This window comes from Lentzea sp. NBC_00516 (genome assembly GCF_036346835.1).
GTDB classification, from domain to species: Bacteria; Actinomycetota; Actinomycetes; order Mycobacteriales; family Pseudonocardiaceae; genus Lentzea; species Lentzea sokolovensis.
This window is the reverse complement of the sequence record NZ_CP107840.1, coordinates 9,715,145-9,731,844: the sequence shown is the minus strand read 5'-3', so window position 1 is coordinate 9,731,844 and position 16,700 is coordinate 9,715,145. Positions and strand designations below refer to the sequence as shown.

Annotated in this window: 12 protein-coding genes; 7 read left to right on the top strand and 5 right to left on the bottom strand. The window is 72.1% G+C overall.

What is annotated here, in order from left to right; translation table 11 throughout:
• The first annotated feature begins 46 nt into the window (after positions 1–46).
• On the top strand, positions 47–346 hold the full coding sequence (locus tag OG205_RS45370) for a hypothetical protein (protein ID WP_330273911.1): 300 nt from the start codon (positions 47–49) through the stop codon (positions 344–346).
• Between the two features lie 30 nt (positions 347–376).
• Entirely contained in the window at positions 377–679 is a 303-nt protein-coding gene (locus OG205_RS45365) for a hypothetical protein (RefSeq protein ID WP_330273910.1), read from the top strand.
• A 48-nt stretch (positions 680–727) separates the two neighbouring features.
• Here OG205_RS45365 and mycP read toward each other — a convergent pair whose 3' ends face one another.
• Positions 728–1,981 (bottom strand): type VII secretion-associated serine protease mycosin, encoded by a 1,254-nt coding sequence (gene mycP / locus OG205_RS45360; RefSeq protein WP_330273909.1) that lies wholly within the window; start codon positions 1,979–1,981, stop codon positions 728–730.
• A 121-nt stretch (positions 1,982–2,102) separates the two neighbouring features.
• Between mycP and OG205_RS45355 the strand changes: the two genes are divergently transcribed.
• Genes OG205_RS45355 through OG205_RS45340 form a run of 4 tightly spaced genes read left to right on the top strand, consistent with a single transcriptional unit; the run spans position 2,103 to position 10,317 of the window.
• On the top strand, positions 2,103–2,489 hold the full coding sequence (locus OG205_RS45355) for a YbaB/EbfC family nucleoid-associated protein (protein ID WP_330273908.1): 387 nt from the start codon (positions 2,103–2,105) through the stop codon (positions 2,487–2,489).
• Positions 2,486–2,821, top strand: coding sequence for a hypothetical protein (locus tag OG205_RS45350; protein ID WP_330273907.1), 336 nt, complete (start codon positions 2,486–2,488; stop codon positions 2,819–2,821). Before OG205_RS45355 ends, OG205_RS45350 begins: the two co-directional genes overlap by 4 nt.
• Positions 2,822–2,833: 12 nt before the next feature.
• Positions 2,834–9,949 carry a WXG100-like domain-containing protein gene (locus OG205_RS45345; RefSeq protein ID WP_330273906.1) on the top strand — a complete coding sequence of 2,372 codons (7,116 nt, stop codon included), beginning with the start codon at positions 2,834–2,836 and terminating at the stop codon, positions 9,947–9,949.
• The gene (locus OG205_RS45340) at positions 9,946–10,317 is read left to right on the top strand and encodes a hypothetical protein (protein WP_330273905.1); all 372 of its coding nucleotides are present in this window, start codon (positions 9,946–9,948) and stop codon (positions 10,315–10,317) included. The genes OG205_RS45345 and OG205_RS45340 overlap by 4 nt, the downstream gene beginning before the upstream one ends.
• A gap of 4 nt (positions 10,318–10,321) precedes the next feature.
• On the opposite strand, the gene OG205_RS45335 is transcribed toward OG205_RS45340, so the two are convergent.
• The 4 genes from OG205_RS45335 to OG205_RS45320 form a co-directional block, all read right to left on the bottom strand.
• Positions 10,322–11,902: a serine/threonine protein kinase gene (locus tag OG205_RS45335; RefSeq protein ID WP_330273904.1), complete on the bottom strand. Its 1,581-nt coding sequence runs from the start codon at positions 11,900–11,902 to the stop codon at positions 10,322–10,324.
• A 69-nt stretch (positions 11,903–11,971) separates the two neighbouring features.
• Positions 11,972–12,949 (bottom strand): AAA family ATPase, encoded by a 978-nt coding sequence (locus OG205_RS45330; RefSeq protein ID WP_442916700.1) that lies wholly within the window; start codon positions 12,947–12,949, stop codon positions 11,972–11,974.
• 82 nt (positions 12,950–13,031) lie between these two features.
• The gene (locus OG205_RS45325) at positions 13,032–14,306 is read right to left on the bottom strand and encodes a sensor histidine kinase (RefSeq protein ID WP_330273903.1); all 1,275 of its coding nucleotides are present in this window, start codon (positions 14,304–14,306) and stop codon (positions 13,032–13,034) included.
• Complete coding sequence (locus OG205_RS45320; protein ID WP_330273902.1) at positions 14,303–14,980, bottom strand: response regulator transcription factor; 678 nt, start codon at positions 14,978–14,980, stop codon at positions 14,303–14,305. Before OG205_RS45320 ends, OG205_RS45325 begins: the two co-directional genes overlap by 4 nt.
• Before the next feature lie 87 nt (positions 14,981–15,067).
• On the opposite strand from OG205_RS45320, the gene OG205_RS45315 reads away from it, so the two are divergent.
• On the top strand, positions 15,068–16,690 hold the full coding sequence (locus tag OG205_RS45315) for an AfsR/SARP family transcriptional regulator (RefSeq protein WP_330273901.1): 1,623 nt from the start codon (positions 15,068–15,070) through the stop codon (positions 16,688–16,690).
• Positions 16,691–16,700: the final 10 nt, after the last annotated feature.

Below are 16,700 nucleotides of genomic sequence, written 5' to 3'. Positions count from 1 at the left end.
ACGGCGCCTCTAGCGTCGGTGCCCAGGCAGACCTGAGGAGGAGTCGATGCAGGAAATCAACGGCCACGCGACCGCGATGGGTCAGGCGGCGGCCCATCAGGACGACACGAACGCCGACATGGAGATGATCAGGCGCGATCTGGACGAGGTCTCCCTCGCCGCACAGGCCGTGTGGGGCGGTCAGGCGAAGGCCGCGTTCGCGAACGTGTCCGCGCTGATCGACGGCAACCAGACGACGAACCGCGTCGACGGCGAGGACATCGCCGAGCAGACGCGCTACTCCCAGGCGAACTACATCAGCGGCGACGCCGACAGCGCCGACCTGCTCAAGACCCTGCTGGCCTGACCCGGAAGCCGCACGAAGCGAGGATTTCCCATGGCTTACAACGATCCCGACTCCATCGCGGTGAAGTTCGCCGATCTGCAGAACCTCCGCGCGTCGATCGCCAAGGCACGCGCGAACCTGACGTCCGTCCGGGAGAAGCAGAGCGGCTACACGCGCAACACGGAGAACCAGGACTGGGACGACGAGGCGTTCCGGGCGAAGTTCGGCCGCCACCAGCGAGCCGACCAGGTCACCCAGTCGATCGAGGACAAGCTCAACGAGACGGAACGCGCGATCGACGTGACCGAGCAGAACCTGCTGGGCGCGGTCCAGCGTTCCATGGGCGCGTTCTGACCCGTCCGACCAACGGCCCCGAGTCCACATCGGACTCGGGGCTTTCGGCTATCCGTTGACGGGGAACAGGAAGACCTCGTCCGGCGTCTCCGCGCGGGTGGCCCTGAGCGAAGCCGGCGCGACCCGGCCCGGCGTCCACCGTCGACGGCGGCCACGCGGCACGGCCCAGCACACCACCGCCGCGATCACGACGCCCAGCAACACCATGCCCGCCGCCGCTTTCGCCGCCCCGCCCGTCCAGCTCCACCACGCGGCCTCGCGCACCTCGGCCGGGTCCGGCGGCGCGGGCACGACGGCGGGCAGCGCCTGCGGCCGGTCGCCGGTGAGCGCCTCCGTCACCGCGCGGTACGGGTCCACCACGCCGGCGCCGTACTCGGCACTGCCCCGGCCTCCCCTGGTCGGGTCCGCGGTCGCGAGGATCCGCGTGGCGACCTGCGCGGCGGAGAGTTCCGGCCGCGCGGACCGCACCAGTGCCGCGACGCCCGCGACCATCGGGGTGGCGAAACTCGTGCCCTGCCAGTGGTCGTGGCCGCTCGGGCCGGCCGCCGCGACCACGTTCTCACCGGGGGCGACCAGGTCCACGTACGTGCCGATCTGCGAGTCGGACGAGCGGGCGCCCTCGACGTCGATCGAGCCGACGCCGAGCACGCCGTCGTACGACGCGGGGTAGGACGCCACCAGGCCCAGCTTCGCCCGGTTGCCCACCGCCGCGACCACGAGCACGTCCTTGGCCTGCGCGTACCCGATCGCGGCTCGGACGGCGGGGTAGTCGCCGTAGCCGGACAACGACAGGTTGATCACCTTCACGCCCTCGTCCGCGGCGAACCGGATGCCGTTCGCGACCGCGTCTGGGTTGATCGGGATCGGGTCGCCGCTGTCGGAGAACTCGCGTTCGGTGATCCGCACCGGGAGCACACGCGCGTCCGGTGCCAGGCCGCGGAACCCGACTCCGGGCGCCGGCGCGGCGGCGATGATCGAGGCGACCGCCGTGCCGTGCGACACGCAGTCGAAGTCGCCCCGCCCGTTGCCGGGGAGCACCAGATCCCTGCCGGGCAGGACCTTTCCGCGCAACTGCGGGTGATCGGCGTTCACGCCGGAGTCGATCACGGCGACCGTGACGCCGGCTCCGGTGCTGTGCGACCACGCCTGCTTGACGTCGAGCAACTGCTGGGCCCACGGCATCTGCGTGATGACCTCGTGGGCGGGGTCGGGGTTTCGGCAGGCGCCGTCCGGTGGCGCGGCCAGAGCGGGCGCGGGTCCGGCCACCGCGGCCGCGATCAGCATGACGGCAACAGCTCTCATGCCACCACATCCTGCGGCGATCGGCCGTGCCGCCGCGTGGCGTGGCCGGAACAGGCCAGCCCGCTGGTCCCCCGTCCGTTGATCGTCATCCTGGACGCATTGGGAGACAAGGGGAACCGCCATGAACCGTTCGGACACCGACCTGACCGGGAGGCTCGCCGAGTACGCGCGGCTCGCGGGCAGGCTCCGTTCCGTGCAGGACGGGATCACGGACGTCCGTGCGACCGCCGACTCCGACGACGGCCTCGTCCACGCCGTCGTCGGTGGCCGCGGCGAGCTGCTGGAGCTGGAACTCGACCAGAGGATCTTCCGCGACCAGGACGCGGCGACGCTGGCGCGCACGATCGTCGACACGGTCCGGGACGCGGCGGCCGAGGCGGGGCGGGACGCGGCCAGGATCGCGGCGAAGCTGATGCCGCACCAGAAACCGGGTACCGAGGTGGACCCGATGTTCGGCCCGGTGCTGAGCATGCTCGACGAGGGCCCGCAGGCCTGGAGCCGTCGATGAACGGCGAGGGTGGCGTCGACGTCGATGGCGCGGGCATCGACATGGTCCCCGGCCGTGCCGCGCCGATCATGGCGGATCTGACCCAGGCCGCGGCGGACGCGAAGACGGGCTGGGAGCAGGCCATCGGGAAGATCGCGGGCCTGGACGCCCAGCTCGGCAACGGGCCGCTCGGACGGCCGATGGTCCAGCAGTACAACGACGGCGTGAAGCAGGTCCGGGAGGGCGGCGTCGACCTGGTGCAGCCGCAGGCGGAACAGCTCGCCGCGCACGGCACCAAGGCCGTTCCCGACTACGTGGCCGCGGACATCGAGTCCGCGGGGAACTTCCGCTGAGAGCGACCCGCCATGGCGATGCCGGAACCACAGGACGACTTCGGCTTCTGGGAGTCCGTCAAGGACAAGTCGATCGACACGCTGTGGCCGCCGGACAGCGAGTACGTCGCGTGGCAACTGGCCGACGCGTGGATCGAGGCGGCCGTCGTGATGGAGACCGCCGCGCAAGCGTGGCGGACGGCCCGAACACAGCTGCCGAGCGCCTGGATGGACGTCGCGGGCGTCCAGTTCACGAGTGCCGTCAACTCGATGCCCGCCAACTACGAGAACCTCGCCGCGAACATGCGGCTCCTCGCGGAGGGCGTCAGGGCCTACGGCGACCAGATCCGTGAGGCGCGGATCTCCATCCTGTGGGAGCTCGCGGTCAACATCGGGCTCTTCGTCGCGCTGAGCTGGCTTCCCGGCGGTGGTTTCCTCGCCGCCGCGTTGTCCCGCGCGGTCGCGGGCAGGCTCACCGCGATGATCACCGGGATGGCCGGCCGCATCGCCGCGGGGTTCGCCAAGCTCAGCGTCGAGGTCGCCAAGGAGTCGGCCGACGAGGCGTTCAACAACGCGGCCACGCAGGCGACCAGTCTCCTGATGGGCACCCGCGAGGAGTTCAAGGGCGACGAACTGCGCGACGCCACGATCACCGGCGGCGTGGGCGGAGTTCTGGGCGAGGGATTCGGCAAGGCGGTGAAGGCCGGCGGCACGGTGGCTCGCAGGGTGATGCCGTCGCTGCCGACCGCGCCCACCAGTGGCGTGGCGCGCAACCTCAACGCGGGCCTGGGTTCCGGGGTGAACAACGCCGTCACCTCCCCCACCGCCGGGTACGTCGTCGAGAACTGGGGCAACGTCGCGGCGCTCACCGACCTGAGCGGCTACGGCCAGAAGATCTCGGAGGGCGGTCTCGCCGCCGGGCTCTCCGGAGCGCCGCGCTCGATGGTGATCGACGCCGTGCAGCAGCGGAACCCCGGGCACGAGGCCCAGGCCAACGCCTTGGCGGACCGGCTCGTCGGCACCACGCCCCCGCCGGAAGGGGGAGGGCAGGGCAACGGCGAACTGTCGGGCGGACCGGGCGCGGACCCACCGCCCCCGCCGGACCGGCAGACCCCGGCGGATCCGACGTCCCCGGCGGACCGGCAGACTGCGGCGAACCCGTCGACCACAGCTGACCAGCAGACCACAGCGGACCCGACGACCACTCCGGACCGGCAGACCGCGGCGAACCCGTCGACCACTCCGGACTCGTCGCCCCCGCTGGACCGGCAGAGCGCGGCGGACCCGGTGGTGGCGCCGGACGGCTCGACGGATTCCCGTGCCACGCCGGAAAGTTCGTCCGAGACGGACCGCTCGACCGCCCCGCCGAGTGGCCGCAGGGCCGACGTGGAGACGGGCGGTCGCGCGACGACCCACGGCCCGTTGCGCAGCGACAGCTCGTCAGTTGAACAGCATCCCGGCGAACAGGAACGCCGGGCTGCTCCCGCTTCCGGTGATGAGCAGAAGTCCTCGGCACCGCGGCACGCTTCGAGCGACGAGGCGACCGTTCACCCGGCTCCTGCCGAGGCGGCCGGCACTGCGGAGAATCCTGGCACAGCAACAGATCCGAGCTCACCCGCGGCTCCTGTACAGGAAGCGGTGGAGCAAGGACCGTCCCCTGTCGCGCCGACTCAGGAAGCCGCGTCTCAGGAAGCCCTGTCCCAAGGGAGCCAGTCCCAGGAAGCGCCGACCGCACCCGCCGCGGTGGCGCCGACGCAGGGAGCTCCCGTCCACTCAGGACCCGCGCACTCGTCGTCGACCGGTTCACCGGCGTCCGGCCAGGCGGCTTCTCCCACCGCGAATCCGCCTGATGGAACGAAGAAGGCCCCGGTGAGGCCAGGTCCCGCAGAGAAGGCCGCGGAAGCGACCCCAGCAGGGCCAGTTCCGGAGGACGCCGCGCCGGAGCAGACGGCTCAAGCCGCCTCCGGCCGGCCAGTGTTGGACCAGCCAGTGCTCGACCAGGCCGCGCCGGACCAAGACACCACCCCTGCGCCCAGGCAGGTCACCGCCACCCCGGCGGGCGCTGTCCTCGCCGCGTCCGCCGCGGCACCGTCCGCACCGGAACCACAGACGGCCACACCCAGATCCGCCCCCACCCACACGGTCGCCACCGCTGCCCCCGAGCCCACCGGTAACACCGCCGAGTCCGGGGACATCGAGTCCGGCCCGCTGCCGCCTCCCCAGGCCCAGCCGCACAGCCTCGGCGCGTTCAAGAACGGGCTGCGCCGCGACAAACCCGGCCGCATCACCCACATCGGCGGCGTGGCGGTGCGGGAGAAGCTGCGTGAGCTCGCGCACCAGCGGGCCGTGCTCTACGACGAACTGCGCAAGCAGCCCGGCGGCCCGCTGGGCAGGGACCAGACCGGCGGCATCGTCGCGCTGGTCATGGACCTGCGGACCGGCGAGGTCTTCGAGTCGACCAACGGCACCAACCCCTCGGTGATCCTCAAGAAGTTCGTGCCGTCGATCAGGGCACGGATCATGGCGATGTTCCACCACCCCGCCCGGTTCGGCGGGAACACCGTCAACGGGCAGACCACCGCCACGCGGCGTTTCAAGGGCTTCGACTCACCGTTCCGGCACGCCGAGGTGCGTGCCGCCGACGCCGCCCTCACCAAGAACCCCGAGGCACGGCTCGACGACCTGGCCGCCGATGTGGTCTGGGCGGGAGCGAAGGGCAAGAAGCCTCTGTCGCCGGCCGCCTTCTGCCCCAACTGCTCGGAGATCCTGCAGGAGGTCCGCAGCAACGGCGGCAAGAGGGTCTACCACCCTGAAGAGGGCGCGGTCGACGGCCCGACCGGCTGGGAGGGCGACACCGAAGGACATCACCACGCTCCCACGCCACGACTGCGCGGCTCCAGCGACGCGGCCCCGCCACGATCACCGCGGACGTACCCCGTCGGCGCGGTGCCGCACTCCCGGTTCCACACGAACCGTGCTGCCCCGGCACACCTGTTGCGCGTGCAGGCACACGTGCGGCAGGCAATGGAACACATCCGGCGTGGCGCGCGCATGGCCGAAGTCCAGCCGCTCGGCGGTGCCCGGTACCTGGTCACCCGGCCGGACGGCTCGACGTTCGTCGTCATGGTCGTCGCCGGGGAGACCCGGGGCGAGAACCCGGCGGACGTGGTGATTCCGGCGAAGGGAACGCCGCTGATCCGGGTCTCGCAACGGGCCGAGCAACTCATCATCGCCAGGGCGGTGTCCGGCGCGCTCGCGCAGCTGTCCGAACGGCTCGCGGGCAACCAGGTGGCCGAGGACCTGCTCACCGCCGAACGGCATCCCGGCAGCCACACCGAGCTGTCCGCCGCCGACCACGGCAGGCTGGCCGAGGTGCGGACCCTCGCACGGGAACACCGCGAGGCCTCCGTGCTCTCACGGCGGCGACGGCTGATCGCCGCCGAGATGCGCGCACTGGTCGAACACCTCGGCCTGCACGCGGACGCCAGGTCCGGCCCGCAGCGCCAGGTGCTCACCGATCCCGGCGTCCGCGCCGTTCTGGCCAGGCACGCCGCCACCGGCTCGCGTCGGCCCAGCTGGGCGGGTGAGCCCACCGGGGAGCCGCAGGGGCGCGCGTTCCTCGCCTACCTGGCGTCGGAGGCGATGCCCGGCACCGGCGCCGCGGTCGCACTGCTCGGGGGAGGTCAGCCGGCGCTCGCACTCGGGGTGGGCGCGGTCACCGCCGGCGCGAGCGTCACCAGCACGCTCGTCAAACGCTGGTACAGCAGGCGGGACAGGGCGCTGTCCAGGGCGGGGCACAAGTACCTCGCGGCCCTGCGCGCCCACGAGGCGGCCGTGCGCCGCAAGGAACTGCTCACCCCGTTGCTCGCCAGGGCCAGGTCGACCGGGATCGACCTCACCGCGCCAGGACCGCCGGAACCGGGGCCTCCCGACGAACGACCTCCCGACCACCAGCCGTACGGACCGCGTCTGGTCAACAGGGGCCTGCCGCCGATGGCGGGCGGTGGGTCCGCCGGTCTCGCGACGCTCGCCGGACTCGAGTTCCGTTACGCGGCGGCCTATCTGGGGATCGCCGGACTGGCCGCCACGTTCGGTCCGCTGCTCGAGCGGATGCTGAAGTCGAGGACGACGAGCCAGGAGTGGTCGCGGTTCGACGAGGCGGCGCGGGCGATCGAGGCCGAGGCGGCGAAGTTCGACGAGGTCTTCGTCGCGAAGCTGCACGCGTTGATGAACCGCCTCGACCGGCTGGCGGGCTCCGCGCCGACCGGTTCCCCGGAGGCGGCGCGTCCCGTCGCGGACGCCGAGTCGCACGACGCCTCACTGCACCGCTTCGTCGCGAGCTCCGTGCCGGGCTCGGCCGCCGACGTCGCCAGGGGCGGTGCGGACGCGACGGCCAAGGTCGGCGACGCGGCGTCCGACGCCCTGCTGAACGGCGGCGTCCGTGCCGTGCTGGGCGTGCTGATCGCCGCTTTCCTCGACCGGAAGTCGTTGCGCGACGAGCAGCAGGAGCTGATCAACCGGTTCGAGTTCGACAAGGCGGCCAAGCTCGCCGAGCAGGTCGCGCTGGAACAGGCCGCGCTGGACGCGCTGCTCGGTGAGGCCGACGGTCACCTCACCGCGGCCGAAGCGGCACAACAGGTGCGGGACGCGCTGCCGAGCGTGCGGCAGGACCGGACCGGGCGCCCGACCGGCTACCGCAGCTGGCGGGCGACCCACAAGTGGGACCTCAAGCGGGCTACCGCGACCCAGGCCGTGGTGGTCGGCAGCGCTCTGGCGTTCGACCAGGGCGCGGCCACGATGATCGTCGGCGGCGCGGCGGCCACGATGCTGGCGGCGAGCTTCGTGGTCAAGTACCTGTTCCGCCGGGCCGAGGTGCTCGCCTCGGGCGAGCTGGCGCTGGCCGATCGCGCGGAGGAACAGACGGCCGAAGCCGCGGAAACCTTGGCACTGCACGAGTTCATCCAAAGGTTCGTGGCCAGGGAGGTGCAGGCGGCCACGGGAGGACCGGTGGATCCGCTGCCCGCTCCTCCTCAGGTGCCGAAGATCCTGCGCAGGCGGGATCGGCGTTTCCCCGGCCACATCGAGGCGTTGGTTGCGCACGAACGCGAACGGATGTTGCGCGAGCCACGGCCGTGGTCACTGCTCGGTTCCCGGCTTGCCGCGTTGCACCGCATCGACCGGATGACGGCGCGCGTGCGGGAGTTCGCCGCGCACGAACGACGCACCGGGCACAGCGCTCCTCTCGCGAGGGCTCTCACGGACCTCGCCGCGTTGTGGACCGCCTACCAGCAACTTGTCCAGCACGGCACACCGATGCCGACCGACCACGAGCTGCATACGAACACCCGGCTGCGGGCCGGCACCGAGGCGACGGAGAACGTTCTCCCCCAACGACTTCAGCAGCTCCTCGACGAGAGCGTGGCCACCCCGGCCGGTCGCGCCTTCTACCAGCGCGGCGACGAGATGCTGGCCGACGCGAGCCAGGTGCCGCCGGAACCCGGTTCCTACACGATCGACATGCACGGCAACGCGACCTCGGTGCGGATCGGCACCGAACGGCTCACCGCCGACGACCTGGCCGCGCTCATCGAGGCCGATCCGAACTGGCACGGCGAGCCGATCAGGTTGATCTCGTGCAACGCCGGACACGAGGACAACGGTTTCGCGCAGCAACTCGCCACCCGGCTCGGTGTCCCCGTCACCGCACCCTCCGACTACGCAGGGACGTTCGCGGACGGCGCTCCGTTCGTCTCGACCGCGTACGTCGACGAGAGCGGCAACCTGGTCCCGAAGATCCCGCCGAACGGCACCTGGAGAACCTTCCAGCCACAGCTCAGCCTCCGCAAGCCGGTCACCGAGCTCACGCCTCGAATCGAGAACAACTACACGCCGAAACCGGCCGAGCACGAGCCGGCCGAGCCCGCTGTCATCGGGATCTCCGAGCTTCCCCCGGCACGGGTCGGCCCGCACCGCATCGGCATCTTCACCGAAGGACTGCGGCGCAACGACTCCGGCCAGATCACGCACGTCGGCGGTGTCCCCGTCCGGCTCGCCCTTCGCGAGCTCACCATGGAACGCGCGAAGCTGTACTGGTCTCCGGACAACGCCCGGCTGCGCAAGGAACGCAAGGACCAGTACCGGGAACTGAACCGCGAGCAGTCCAAGGGCACGTGGCCCGAGCAGCAAGAAGTCCGGCACAAGATGGATCTCATCCGCAAGGAGCTCAATGACCTGAAAGCGATGGAGAACGCCCTGTCGAAGAAGTCTACCGGAGGCTGCCTCGCCCTCCAGATGGACCTCGTCACCGGTGAGGTCTTCGAGTCCACCAACGGCCGAGAAGGCCGCAAGATCATCTGGCACAAGTTCCAGACCCAGATCAGGATGCGCATCGACGCGATCCGCCGTTCCGCGCCGCGCGGGTATCCAGGGCCGGAGTACCGAGGCGACGAGACCCCGGAAAAGCGCCGGTACCCCGGCTACGACGCACCGCACCGGCACGCGGAGGTGCGCGCGGCGGACGCCGCGCTGGCGGCACGACCTGATGCGAGACTCTCCGACCTCGCCGCCGACATCGTCTTCCTGAAGGCCGGCTACCCCGAGGCCTCGTGCTGTCCCAACTGCTCCGCCATCCTGCACGACGTCCGGACGAACCTGCCCAAGCTCCACTACAACCCGGAGACCGACAGGTCTTCGCTGGGAACCACCACCGGATGGGAGGGTCACAGCGAAGGCGACACCCCCTACCGGTTGCGCGGTGACTCGGCCGCGGCGGAACCCGTCCCCGCGAAGCCCGACGTGCGGCCGGACCTGTTCCTGCCCGACGACGAGGAGATCCGGTTCGCAGAGCTGCGGCCGTTGTACAGCGGCGACGACCGGCTGTGGCCGGACGAGCTGGCCGACCTCGTCACGTCCAGTCCGGAGTGGACGGACCAGCCGATCCGGCTGGCCGTGCGGGGCGGGCAGCTCGACGCCGAGTTCCTCCGGCGGTTCGCCGCCATGGTCGGCGTCCCGGTGCAGGTGCCGGAGACGTCGGTGACCGAAGGGTTCCTGGCGTGTTCGTCGGGCACCCTGGTGATCACGCACGATCCCGCTCCGCCACCGGACGGCGGGTGGCGGACCATTGAGCCGAGGACCGAGGAGATGTCATGAGGATCGCCCGGCTGTTCGACGGCAGGGATGCCGGTGGCGACCTGATGTTCGCTCCCGGTCGCGCCCGCATCGAGGACCCGGCCCAGCGCGCGCTGATCGCGGGTTTCCTGAGGTCCGGCAAGATGATCGCGCGGGTCACGGCACTGGACGCCGACCGGCTGGACCCGGACCGCCCGGAAGCCGTGCCGCTGTCCACCCTCACCGACGGCGTCTGGATCTGGGGCGCCGCGCTGCGCTACTACGTCGAGGTCCACGGGATCGCGCCGGAACCGGAGTTCGTGGCACACATGGCGGCCTGCGGTTACCAGGCCGACGAACCGGCCGAGAGCGCGTGGCGCGAGGCGCTCGCCGTGCTGCGCGCACGGTGACGCGTCACTTGCGGCAGATCGCGCCGCGGATGGCCTTCGGCGCGCTCTCGTAGAGCTGGTTGCCGTCGGTGGCGCGGATGAGGAAGCAGTACTTGCGGCCGGGTTCCACCGGCACCTTGAACGTGCGGTTGCGGTGCGCCACCAGGGTTCTGGTCTGCTCGCCCTCCCCCGCGACCACCACACCGAACTCCAGCGTCGCGGTGCTGCTCCAGGAGAGCTCCACCTCGTCGTTGCGGTCGACGGGATCCGCCAGCTCCAGGCCGACGGAGGTCGCTGTGGGGATGTCCCGCGCCGACGACGGAGGCGGCGCCGGCGGACTCGAGGCGGAATCGCCGCCGACCGGCATCAGGTAGATCCCGACCAGCACCACCAGACCGGCGAGCAGCACGCCGCCTGCGATGAGCTCGTAACGCACGCCGCGCCGACGTGGACGCGTGCCCGCGGTGTCGAAGACCACGGCCGCCGGAGGCGGGGTGAACGGCGGCGGTTCGAAGCCGTGGAACTCTCCCGCGGGCTGCGGCCAGGGCGGGGCGGGAGGCGCCGCCGTGGCACCGAAGTCGTCGAACTCCTCGTGCCCGGCCGGGGCGACGGGCGTCGCCTGCTGGGCGAAGTCGTCGAACTCGCCCGGCTCCGCGACCGGCGTCCGCGGGACGTCCGTCACCGGGCCGGGCGGAGCCTGCTCGACGACGGGTGGCGCGGGCAACGGCGGCATCACGATCGGTTCGGGCAACGGCATCACGATGGGCTCTGGCGGCATCGAGATCGGCGCGGGCAGCACCGCGACCGGTGGGGCGACCGGCACCATCGACGCCAGCTGCGCGGCCACCGTCGCCGCGTCCACCGGGCGGTGCGCCGGGTCGATCGCCAGCAACCGTCCGACCACAGTGGACAGTGCGACCGGCACGTCGGGACGGGAGATCGCCGGCACCGGGCTTCGCAGCACCCGCAGCACCCGCTCGCTCTCCGGCTCGCCGAGCCGGCCGGGGTGCGGCGAGCGGCCGGTCAGCGCGAAGTGCAGCACGGCGCCGAGACCGTAGAGGTCGGTGCGCTCGTCCAGCACGCTGGTGCGCAACGCCTCCGGTGGCAGGAACTCGATGACGTGCAACGGGTCGCGCGGAAACGCGTGCCGCAGGGTCACCCCGAAGTCCGCGACCACCGGTTCGCCGTTGTGGCGGAACAGCACGTTGTGCGGGCTCACGCCACCGTGCACGACATCTGCGGCGTGCGCGGCGGCGAGACCCGATGCGATCGCCTGGCCCAGCAGGGCGACGTCGCCGGCGGGCAACGGCCCGACCCGGGCGACGAGCATCGCCAGCGACTGCGCGCACAGCTCCATCCGCAGGGCGTGCCTGCCGCCGGACAGCGTCTCGACGCCGTCCACCCGCAGGACGCAGGGATGCGCGGAGAGCGCGGCGCGTTCCCGTTCGAACGCGGCCAGCGTGCGCTTGCCGAAGCTCTTGGGAAAAACCTTGAGCGCCACGGGAACGCCGTCGTGCAGTCCTGAGTAGACGGTTGCGACCGGACCGTCGCCGACCACGTCGCCCGAGATCGTCGCCATGCTCATCCTCGCCGCCACCGCAGTCATGCCCGTCATGGTCCGCTCGCCCGTGGCCACCGGGGGCCACACGGCCGGAACCGGCCAGCTCCGGACGAACTATCCCAGGTGGCTCGGTATCGGCGCCGGGGTGATGGCCAGCACCTCGTTCACCACGTCGGCGGCGCCGCGCTGGTTCAGCTCCGCTTCCGAGGTGAGGATCAACCGGTGCGCCAGCACCGCCTGCGCGACCTGCTTGATGTCGTCCGGCGTCACGAACCCGCGCCCGTGGGTGGCCGCCAGCGCCTGACCCGCGCGCACCAGCGCGATGCTGCCGCGCGGGCTGGCCCCGCAGCGCAACGCCACGTGCTCGCGCGTGGCCGCGGCCAGCCTCGCGGCGTACTCCACCACCGCCGGGTCGAGGTGCGCCGCCCGCACCTCCAGCACCGCCGCCTGCAGCATGGCCATGTCGACGACGGGCGACAACTCGTCCGGGCTGACGTTGGCGCAGTCGCTCATGATCACCAGCACCTCGGTGGCGAGGTCGGGGTAGCCCACGGACAACCGCATCAGGAAGCGGTCGAGCTGGGCCTCGGGCAGCCGGTAGGTGCCCTCCATCTCGATCGGGTTCTGCGTCGCCACGACCAGGAACGGCCGCGGCACCTCGTGCCGGACCGAGTCGACCGTGACCGTCCGCTCCGACATCACCTCGAGCAGCGCCGACTGGGTCTTCGGCGTGCCCCGGTTGATCTCGTCGGCGAGCACCACGTTGGCGAAGATCGCGCCGGGGTGGAACTCGAACTCCTCGGCCTTCTGGTGGTAGACCTGCACTCCGGTGATGTCGCCCGGCAGCAGGTCCGGCGTGAACTGGATGCGGCTCCAGCTCCCGCCGATGCTGCGCGCCAGGCACTTCGCGAGCGTCGTCTTGCCGAGCCCGGGAACGTCCTCGATCAGCAGGTGCCCCTCCGCGAGCATCGCCGCGATCGCCAGGCGCACCAGCTCGGGCTTGCCGCGCAACACGGTCTGCACGTTGTCCGAGATGAGCCGGTAGACCTCCCCAGCGGCCGACACGTTCACCCCTCCATTCACTGCGGTCACCGATAACCCCCTCCTCGCCGAGCGAGGGTATCGCTGCGGGTACAGAAAAAATCCATTCCGCCGTACATCAAGCTCAGAGACGTCATGTCCCACCGGGAACGATCGGGAGGGCGAGCTCGAAGATCGCCCCGCCCTCCTCGGCGTTGTAGGCGCTCAACGTGCCGCCGTGGGCCTGCGCGACCCAGCGCACGATCGAGAGGCCGAGTCCCGAGGAGCCGCCGCCGGTGCCGAAGCGGTCGAACGCCGCGTCGGCCAGCGTGCTGTCGACGCCGGGGCCGTGGTCGGCGACGGTCACCCGGCCGTTCGCGACGATGACCTGGACGACCGCCTGCTGGTCGGGCTGGCGGCCGTAGCGCAGGGCGTTGTCGAGCAGGTTGCCGATGGCCCGCTGGATCAGCGCCGGGTCGACCAGCACCTTGCACGGCGCGGTCGTCACCGTCACGCTCGCTCCCCCGGCCGGGGTGTCCTCCACGACGCCCGCGACCAACTGGTCGAGCCAGACGGGTTGCACGGCCAGCTGGTCGACGCCGGCCGCGAGGCGCGCCCTGACCAGCAGGCCGTCGATGATGCTGCCCATCCGCGAGGCGAGCACGACGGTCCTGGGCAACAGGTCCGCACGCTCCGCCGGGTTGCGCAGCGCCGTCTCGGCCAGCGCCCGCAGCGCCGCCACCGGGGTGCGCAGGTCGTGGGCGGTCTCGGCGAGCAGCACCTCTTGCTGCTCCAGCGCGGCCGCGGCGGGGCGGATCGCCCGGCCGGACAACACGTGGCCCGCCAGCCCCAGCGTGCCGATGAGCAGCACGCAACCGCCGATCACGAGCAACGTCAGCCGGTCGTGTTCGGCATCGGAGACGGAGGCGTCCGCGACCGCGATCACGCCGCCGACGTACCTGCCGCCGTACCTGCCGCCCTGCCGGAACGGCTCGACCCGGAAGCGCAGCGAACCGCCGTCGGTCGCCGTGGTGAAGCCCCGGAGCTGGGTGCCGGACTTCACGGCAGCCTGCACCTGGACGTCCAGGTTCGCCGCGGCGACCTCGGGGCAGCCGCCGCCATCGCTGACGAACCCCTTGAACTGGCCTGGGCCGCCCGGCAGGACGGCGAACCGTGGACACCTGTCGTTCAGCTCGTCCGCGGCCACGGCGGCGGCCGAGATCTCGCCGCGGCCGTCGTCCTTGACCAGCCGCAGCACGGACGACGTGACGACCTGCAGGCCGGCGTCGAGGTCCTGCTCGCGCCGGTCGGCGTCCGCGCCGATCACCAGCACCGCCAGCACGATCAGCACCGCCGCGTTGACCACGGTCACGAGAAGGGTCATCAGCAGCCGGAGCCGGCGCAGCCGATCGGCCGACGAGCGGGTCATCCGGCGGTCGCCAGCCGGTAGCCGCGGCCTCGGACGGTGTGGATCAGCTCCGGCCCGCGCAGCTTGCCGCGCAAGCGTTTCACGACGGCCTCGACCACGTTCGCCATTGGATCGTTCTCCGCGTCCCAGCAGTGCTCGATCAGCTCGGCGCGGCCGACCACCTGCTCGGCGCGCGTCATCAGGAACTCCAGCACGGCGAACTCCTTGGCGGACAACGTGAGCAGCACTCCGGCCCGGCGGACCTCCCGGCGCGCGCAGTCGACCTCCAGGTCCGCCAGGCGCAGCACGGACGGGCGGCCGCGGCCCGCGCGGCGGCACAGGACGCGCACCCGTGCGGCCAGTTCGGCGACCGAGAACGGCTTCACCAGGTAGTCGTCGCCGCCGTGGGTGAACCCGGCGACCCGGTCCTCGACGCTGTCGCGGGCGGTGAGGAACAGCACCGGCACGCTCCAGCCCTCCTGGCGGCGGCGGTGCACGTATCCGATCGAGTCGCCGTCGGGGAGCATGCGGTCGAACACGACGCAGCTGTGGCCGCCCGCGCCCAGTGCCGCGTCGGCCGCCGCGAGGTCCCCCACGGCGTCGACCTCGAACCCGGCGGAGCCCAGCTCGACGGACACCGCGAGGCGCAGGTCCTCGTTGTCCTCGACCACCATCACCCGCACGGCGTTCCCCATGTCATCAAATCCTCATGTGTCCCGGCAGATCGTAGGGCGGACGGCGCGGACCCGCGCCTGTCGGACCGTCGAAACGGGGTGCAGGCCATGCGGTCCACCACACTGTTCTCCGTGCTGGGCCCGGTCGAGGCGCCTGGCGTCCGTGCCGGCAAGCCGCTCGCCGTGCTGGCCGTGCTGTTGGTGCACGCTAACGCCTGGGTGCGTGCCGAGACGCTGATCGCGGCGACGTGGCCGGAACAGGACGTGCCCGCCTCGGCGAACGCCAACCTCAAGACCTACGTGTGGCAGCTGCGCAAGGCGCTGCCCCAGCAGCGGATCGAGCGCGCGGCCGGCTGCTACCGGCTGCGGGTCGAGCCGGGAGAGCTGGACGTCGACCAGGTCGACCAGCTCGCGGCCACCGCACGGCACGCGCTGGAGGGCGACGATCCGCGCACGGCCGTCGCGGCGCTGACCGACGCGCTCGGCCGGTGGCGGGGCCAGCCGTTCGGGGGCCTGGACGTCGAGGCGTTGCGGGGTGCGTCAGCCAGGTTCGGCGCCCTTCGCTCGGAACTCCGCGCACTGCTCGCGGAGGCCCACACGGCGTTGGGCGAGCACGGCAAGGCTGCCGCGGTGTGGCAGGCGCTGATCGACGACGACCCGTTCACCGAGGCGCACTGGGCACGCTGGACGACGGCGCTGACCCGAGCGGGCCGCCACGCCGACGCCCTGACCGTGCACGACCGGGCCCGCGCGATGCTGCGAGCGGAACTCGGCGTCGAGCCCGGCCCGGAGCTCCGTGCGGCGCACAGGACCGCGCTGCGGGAAATGCGTCCGGCTCGTCAGGACCTCCCCCGCGACCTGCCGGACTTCACCGGCCGCAGCGCGGAGATCGCCCGGCTGGAGGAGTTCGCGGGTGATGTGGCGGTGATCAGCGGGATGGCCGGGGCGGGCAAGTCCGCGCTGGCCGTGCACGTCGCGCACCGGCTCGCGCACCGCTACCCGGACGCCTTGCTGTACCTGGACCTGAGGGACCTCACCGCCGCGGCGGCTCTCGAGCATCTGCTCCAGGCGGTGGCCGGCACGGTGCCGGCCGATCTCGCGAGCCGTGCGGCGCAGTGGCGGGCCGAGATCGCCGGGCGCCGGGTCCTGCTGGTGCTCGACAACGCCGCCGACGCGCGACAGGTGCGACCGTTGCTGCCCGGCGGTCCCGGTTGTCTCGTGCTGGTCACCACCCGCGTGCGGACGCCGGTCGTCGACGGGGCTCACCGGCTCGTCCTCGGCCCGCTGCCGGACGCCGAGGCCGCGAGGCTGTTCGACACGCTCTGCGACGACTGGCGCGGCACCCCCGAACCCGGTGCGGTCGCCGAGGTCGTGCGGCTGTGCGGCGGGTTGCCCTGCGCGCTGCGGGCAGCGGCGGACCGGCTGCACAGCCGTCCGATGTGGACGGTGGGAAGGCTGGCCGCACGGCTCGCCGGTGGCACCGCCCGGATCGCCGAGCTGAGCCCGGCCGCCGAGCAGCTCGAAACCGTCTGCCGGGAGCTTTCCCCTGCCGCCCAGCGGGTGCTGACCGCGCTGGCCGCAGGACTCACCGACCAGGACCAGGTGGTGCTGGAGGACCTGCTCGACCTCGACCTGGTGACTCGGACGTCGACGGACCGCTTCACCCCGCACCCGTTGATCCGTGAACTCGTCCACGCCGTGCCGCCCTCGCGCCCGGCCAGGGTCGCCTGATCCGAGGAGC

What these genes read in the sequence shown, in the direction of transcription:
- OG205_RS45370 (WP_330273911.1), top strand. Translation starts at nt 47, where the DNA reads ATGCAGGAAATCAACGGCCACGCGACCGCGATGGGTCAGGCGGCGGCC.
- OG205_RS45365 (WP_330273910.1), top strand. Translation starts at nt 377, where the DNA reads ATGGCTTACAACGATCCCGACTCCATCGCGGTGAAGTTCGCCGATCTG.
- mycP (WP_330273909.1), bottom strand. Translation starts at nt 1,981, where the DNA reads ATGAGAGCTGTTGCCGTCATGCTGATCGCGGCCGCGGTGGCCGGACCC.
- OG205_RS45355 (WP_330273908.1), top strand. Translation starts at nt 2,103, where the DNA reads ATGAACCGTTCGGACACCGACCTGACCGGGAGGCTCGCCGAGTACGCG.
- OG205_RS45350 (WP_330273907.1), top strand. Translation starts at nt 2,486, where the DNA reads ATGAACGGCGAGGGTGGCGTCGACGTCGATGGCGCGGGCATCGACATG.
- OG205_RS45345 (WP_330273906.1), top strand. Translation starts at nt 2,834, where the DNA reads ATGGCGATGCCGGAACCACAGGACGACTTCGGCTTCTGGGAGTCCGTC.
- OG205_RS45340 (WP_330273905.1), top strand. Translation starts at nt 9,946, where the DNA reads ATGAGGATCGCCCGGCTGTTCGACGGCAGGGATGCCGGTGGCGACCTG.
- OG205_RS45335 (WP_330273904.1), bottom strand. Translation starts at nt 11,902, where the DNA reads ATGACTGCGGTGGCGGCGAGGATGAGCATGGCGACGATCTCGGGCGAC.
- OG205_RS45325 (WP_330273903.1), bottom strand. Translation starts at nt 14,306, where the DNA reads ATGACCCGCTCGTCGGCCGATCGGCTGCGCCGGCTCCGGCTGCTGATG.
- OG205_RS45320 (WP_330273902.1), bottom strand. Translation starts at nt 14,980, where the DNA reads ATGGGGAACGCCGTGCGGGTGATGGTGGTCGAGGACAACGAGGACCTG.
- OG205_RS45315 (WP_330273901.1), top strand. Translation starts at nt 15,068, where the DNA reads ATGCGGTCCACCACACTGTTCTCCGTGCTGGGCCCGGTCGAGGCGCCT.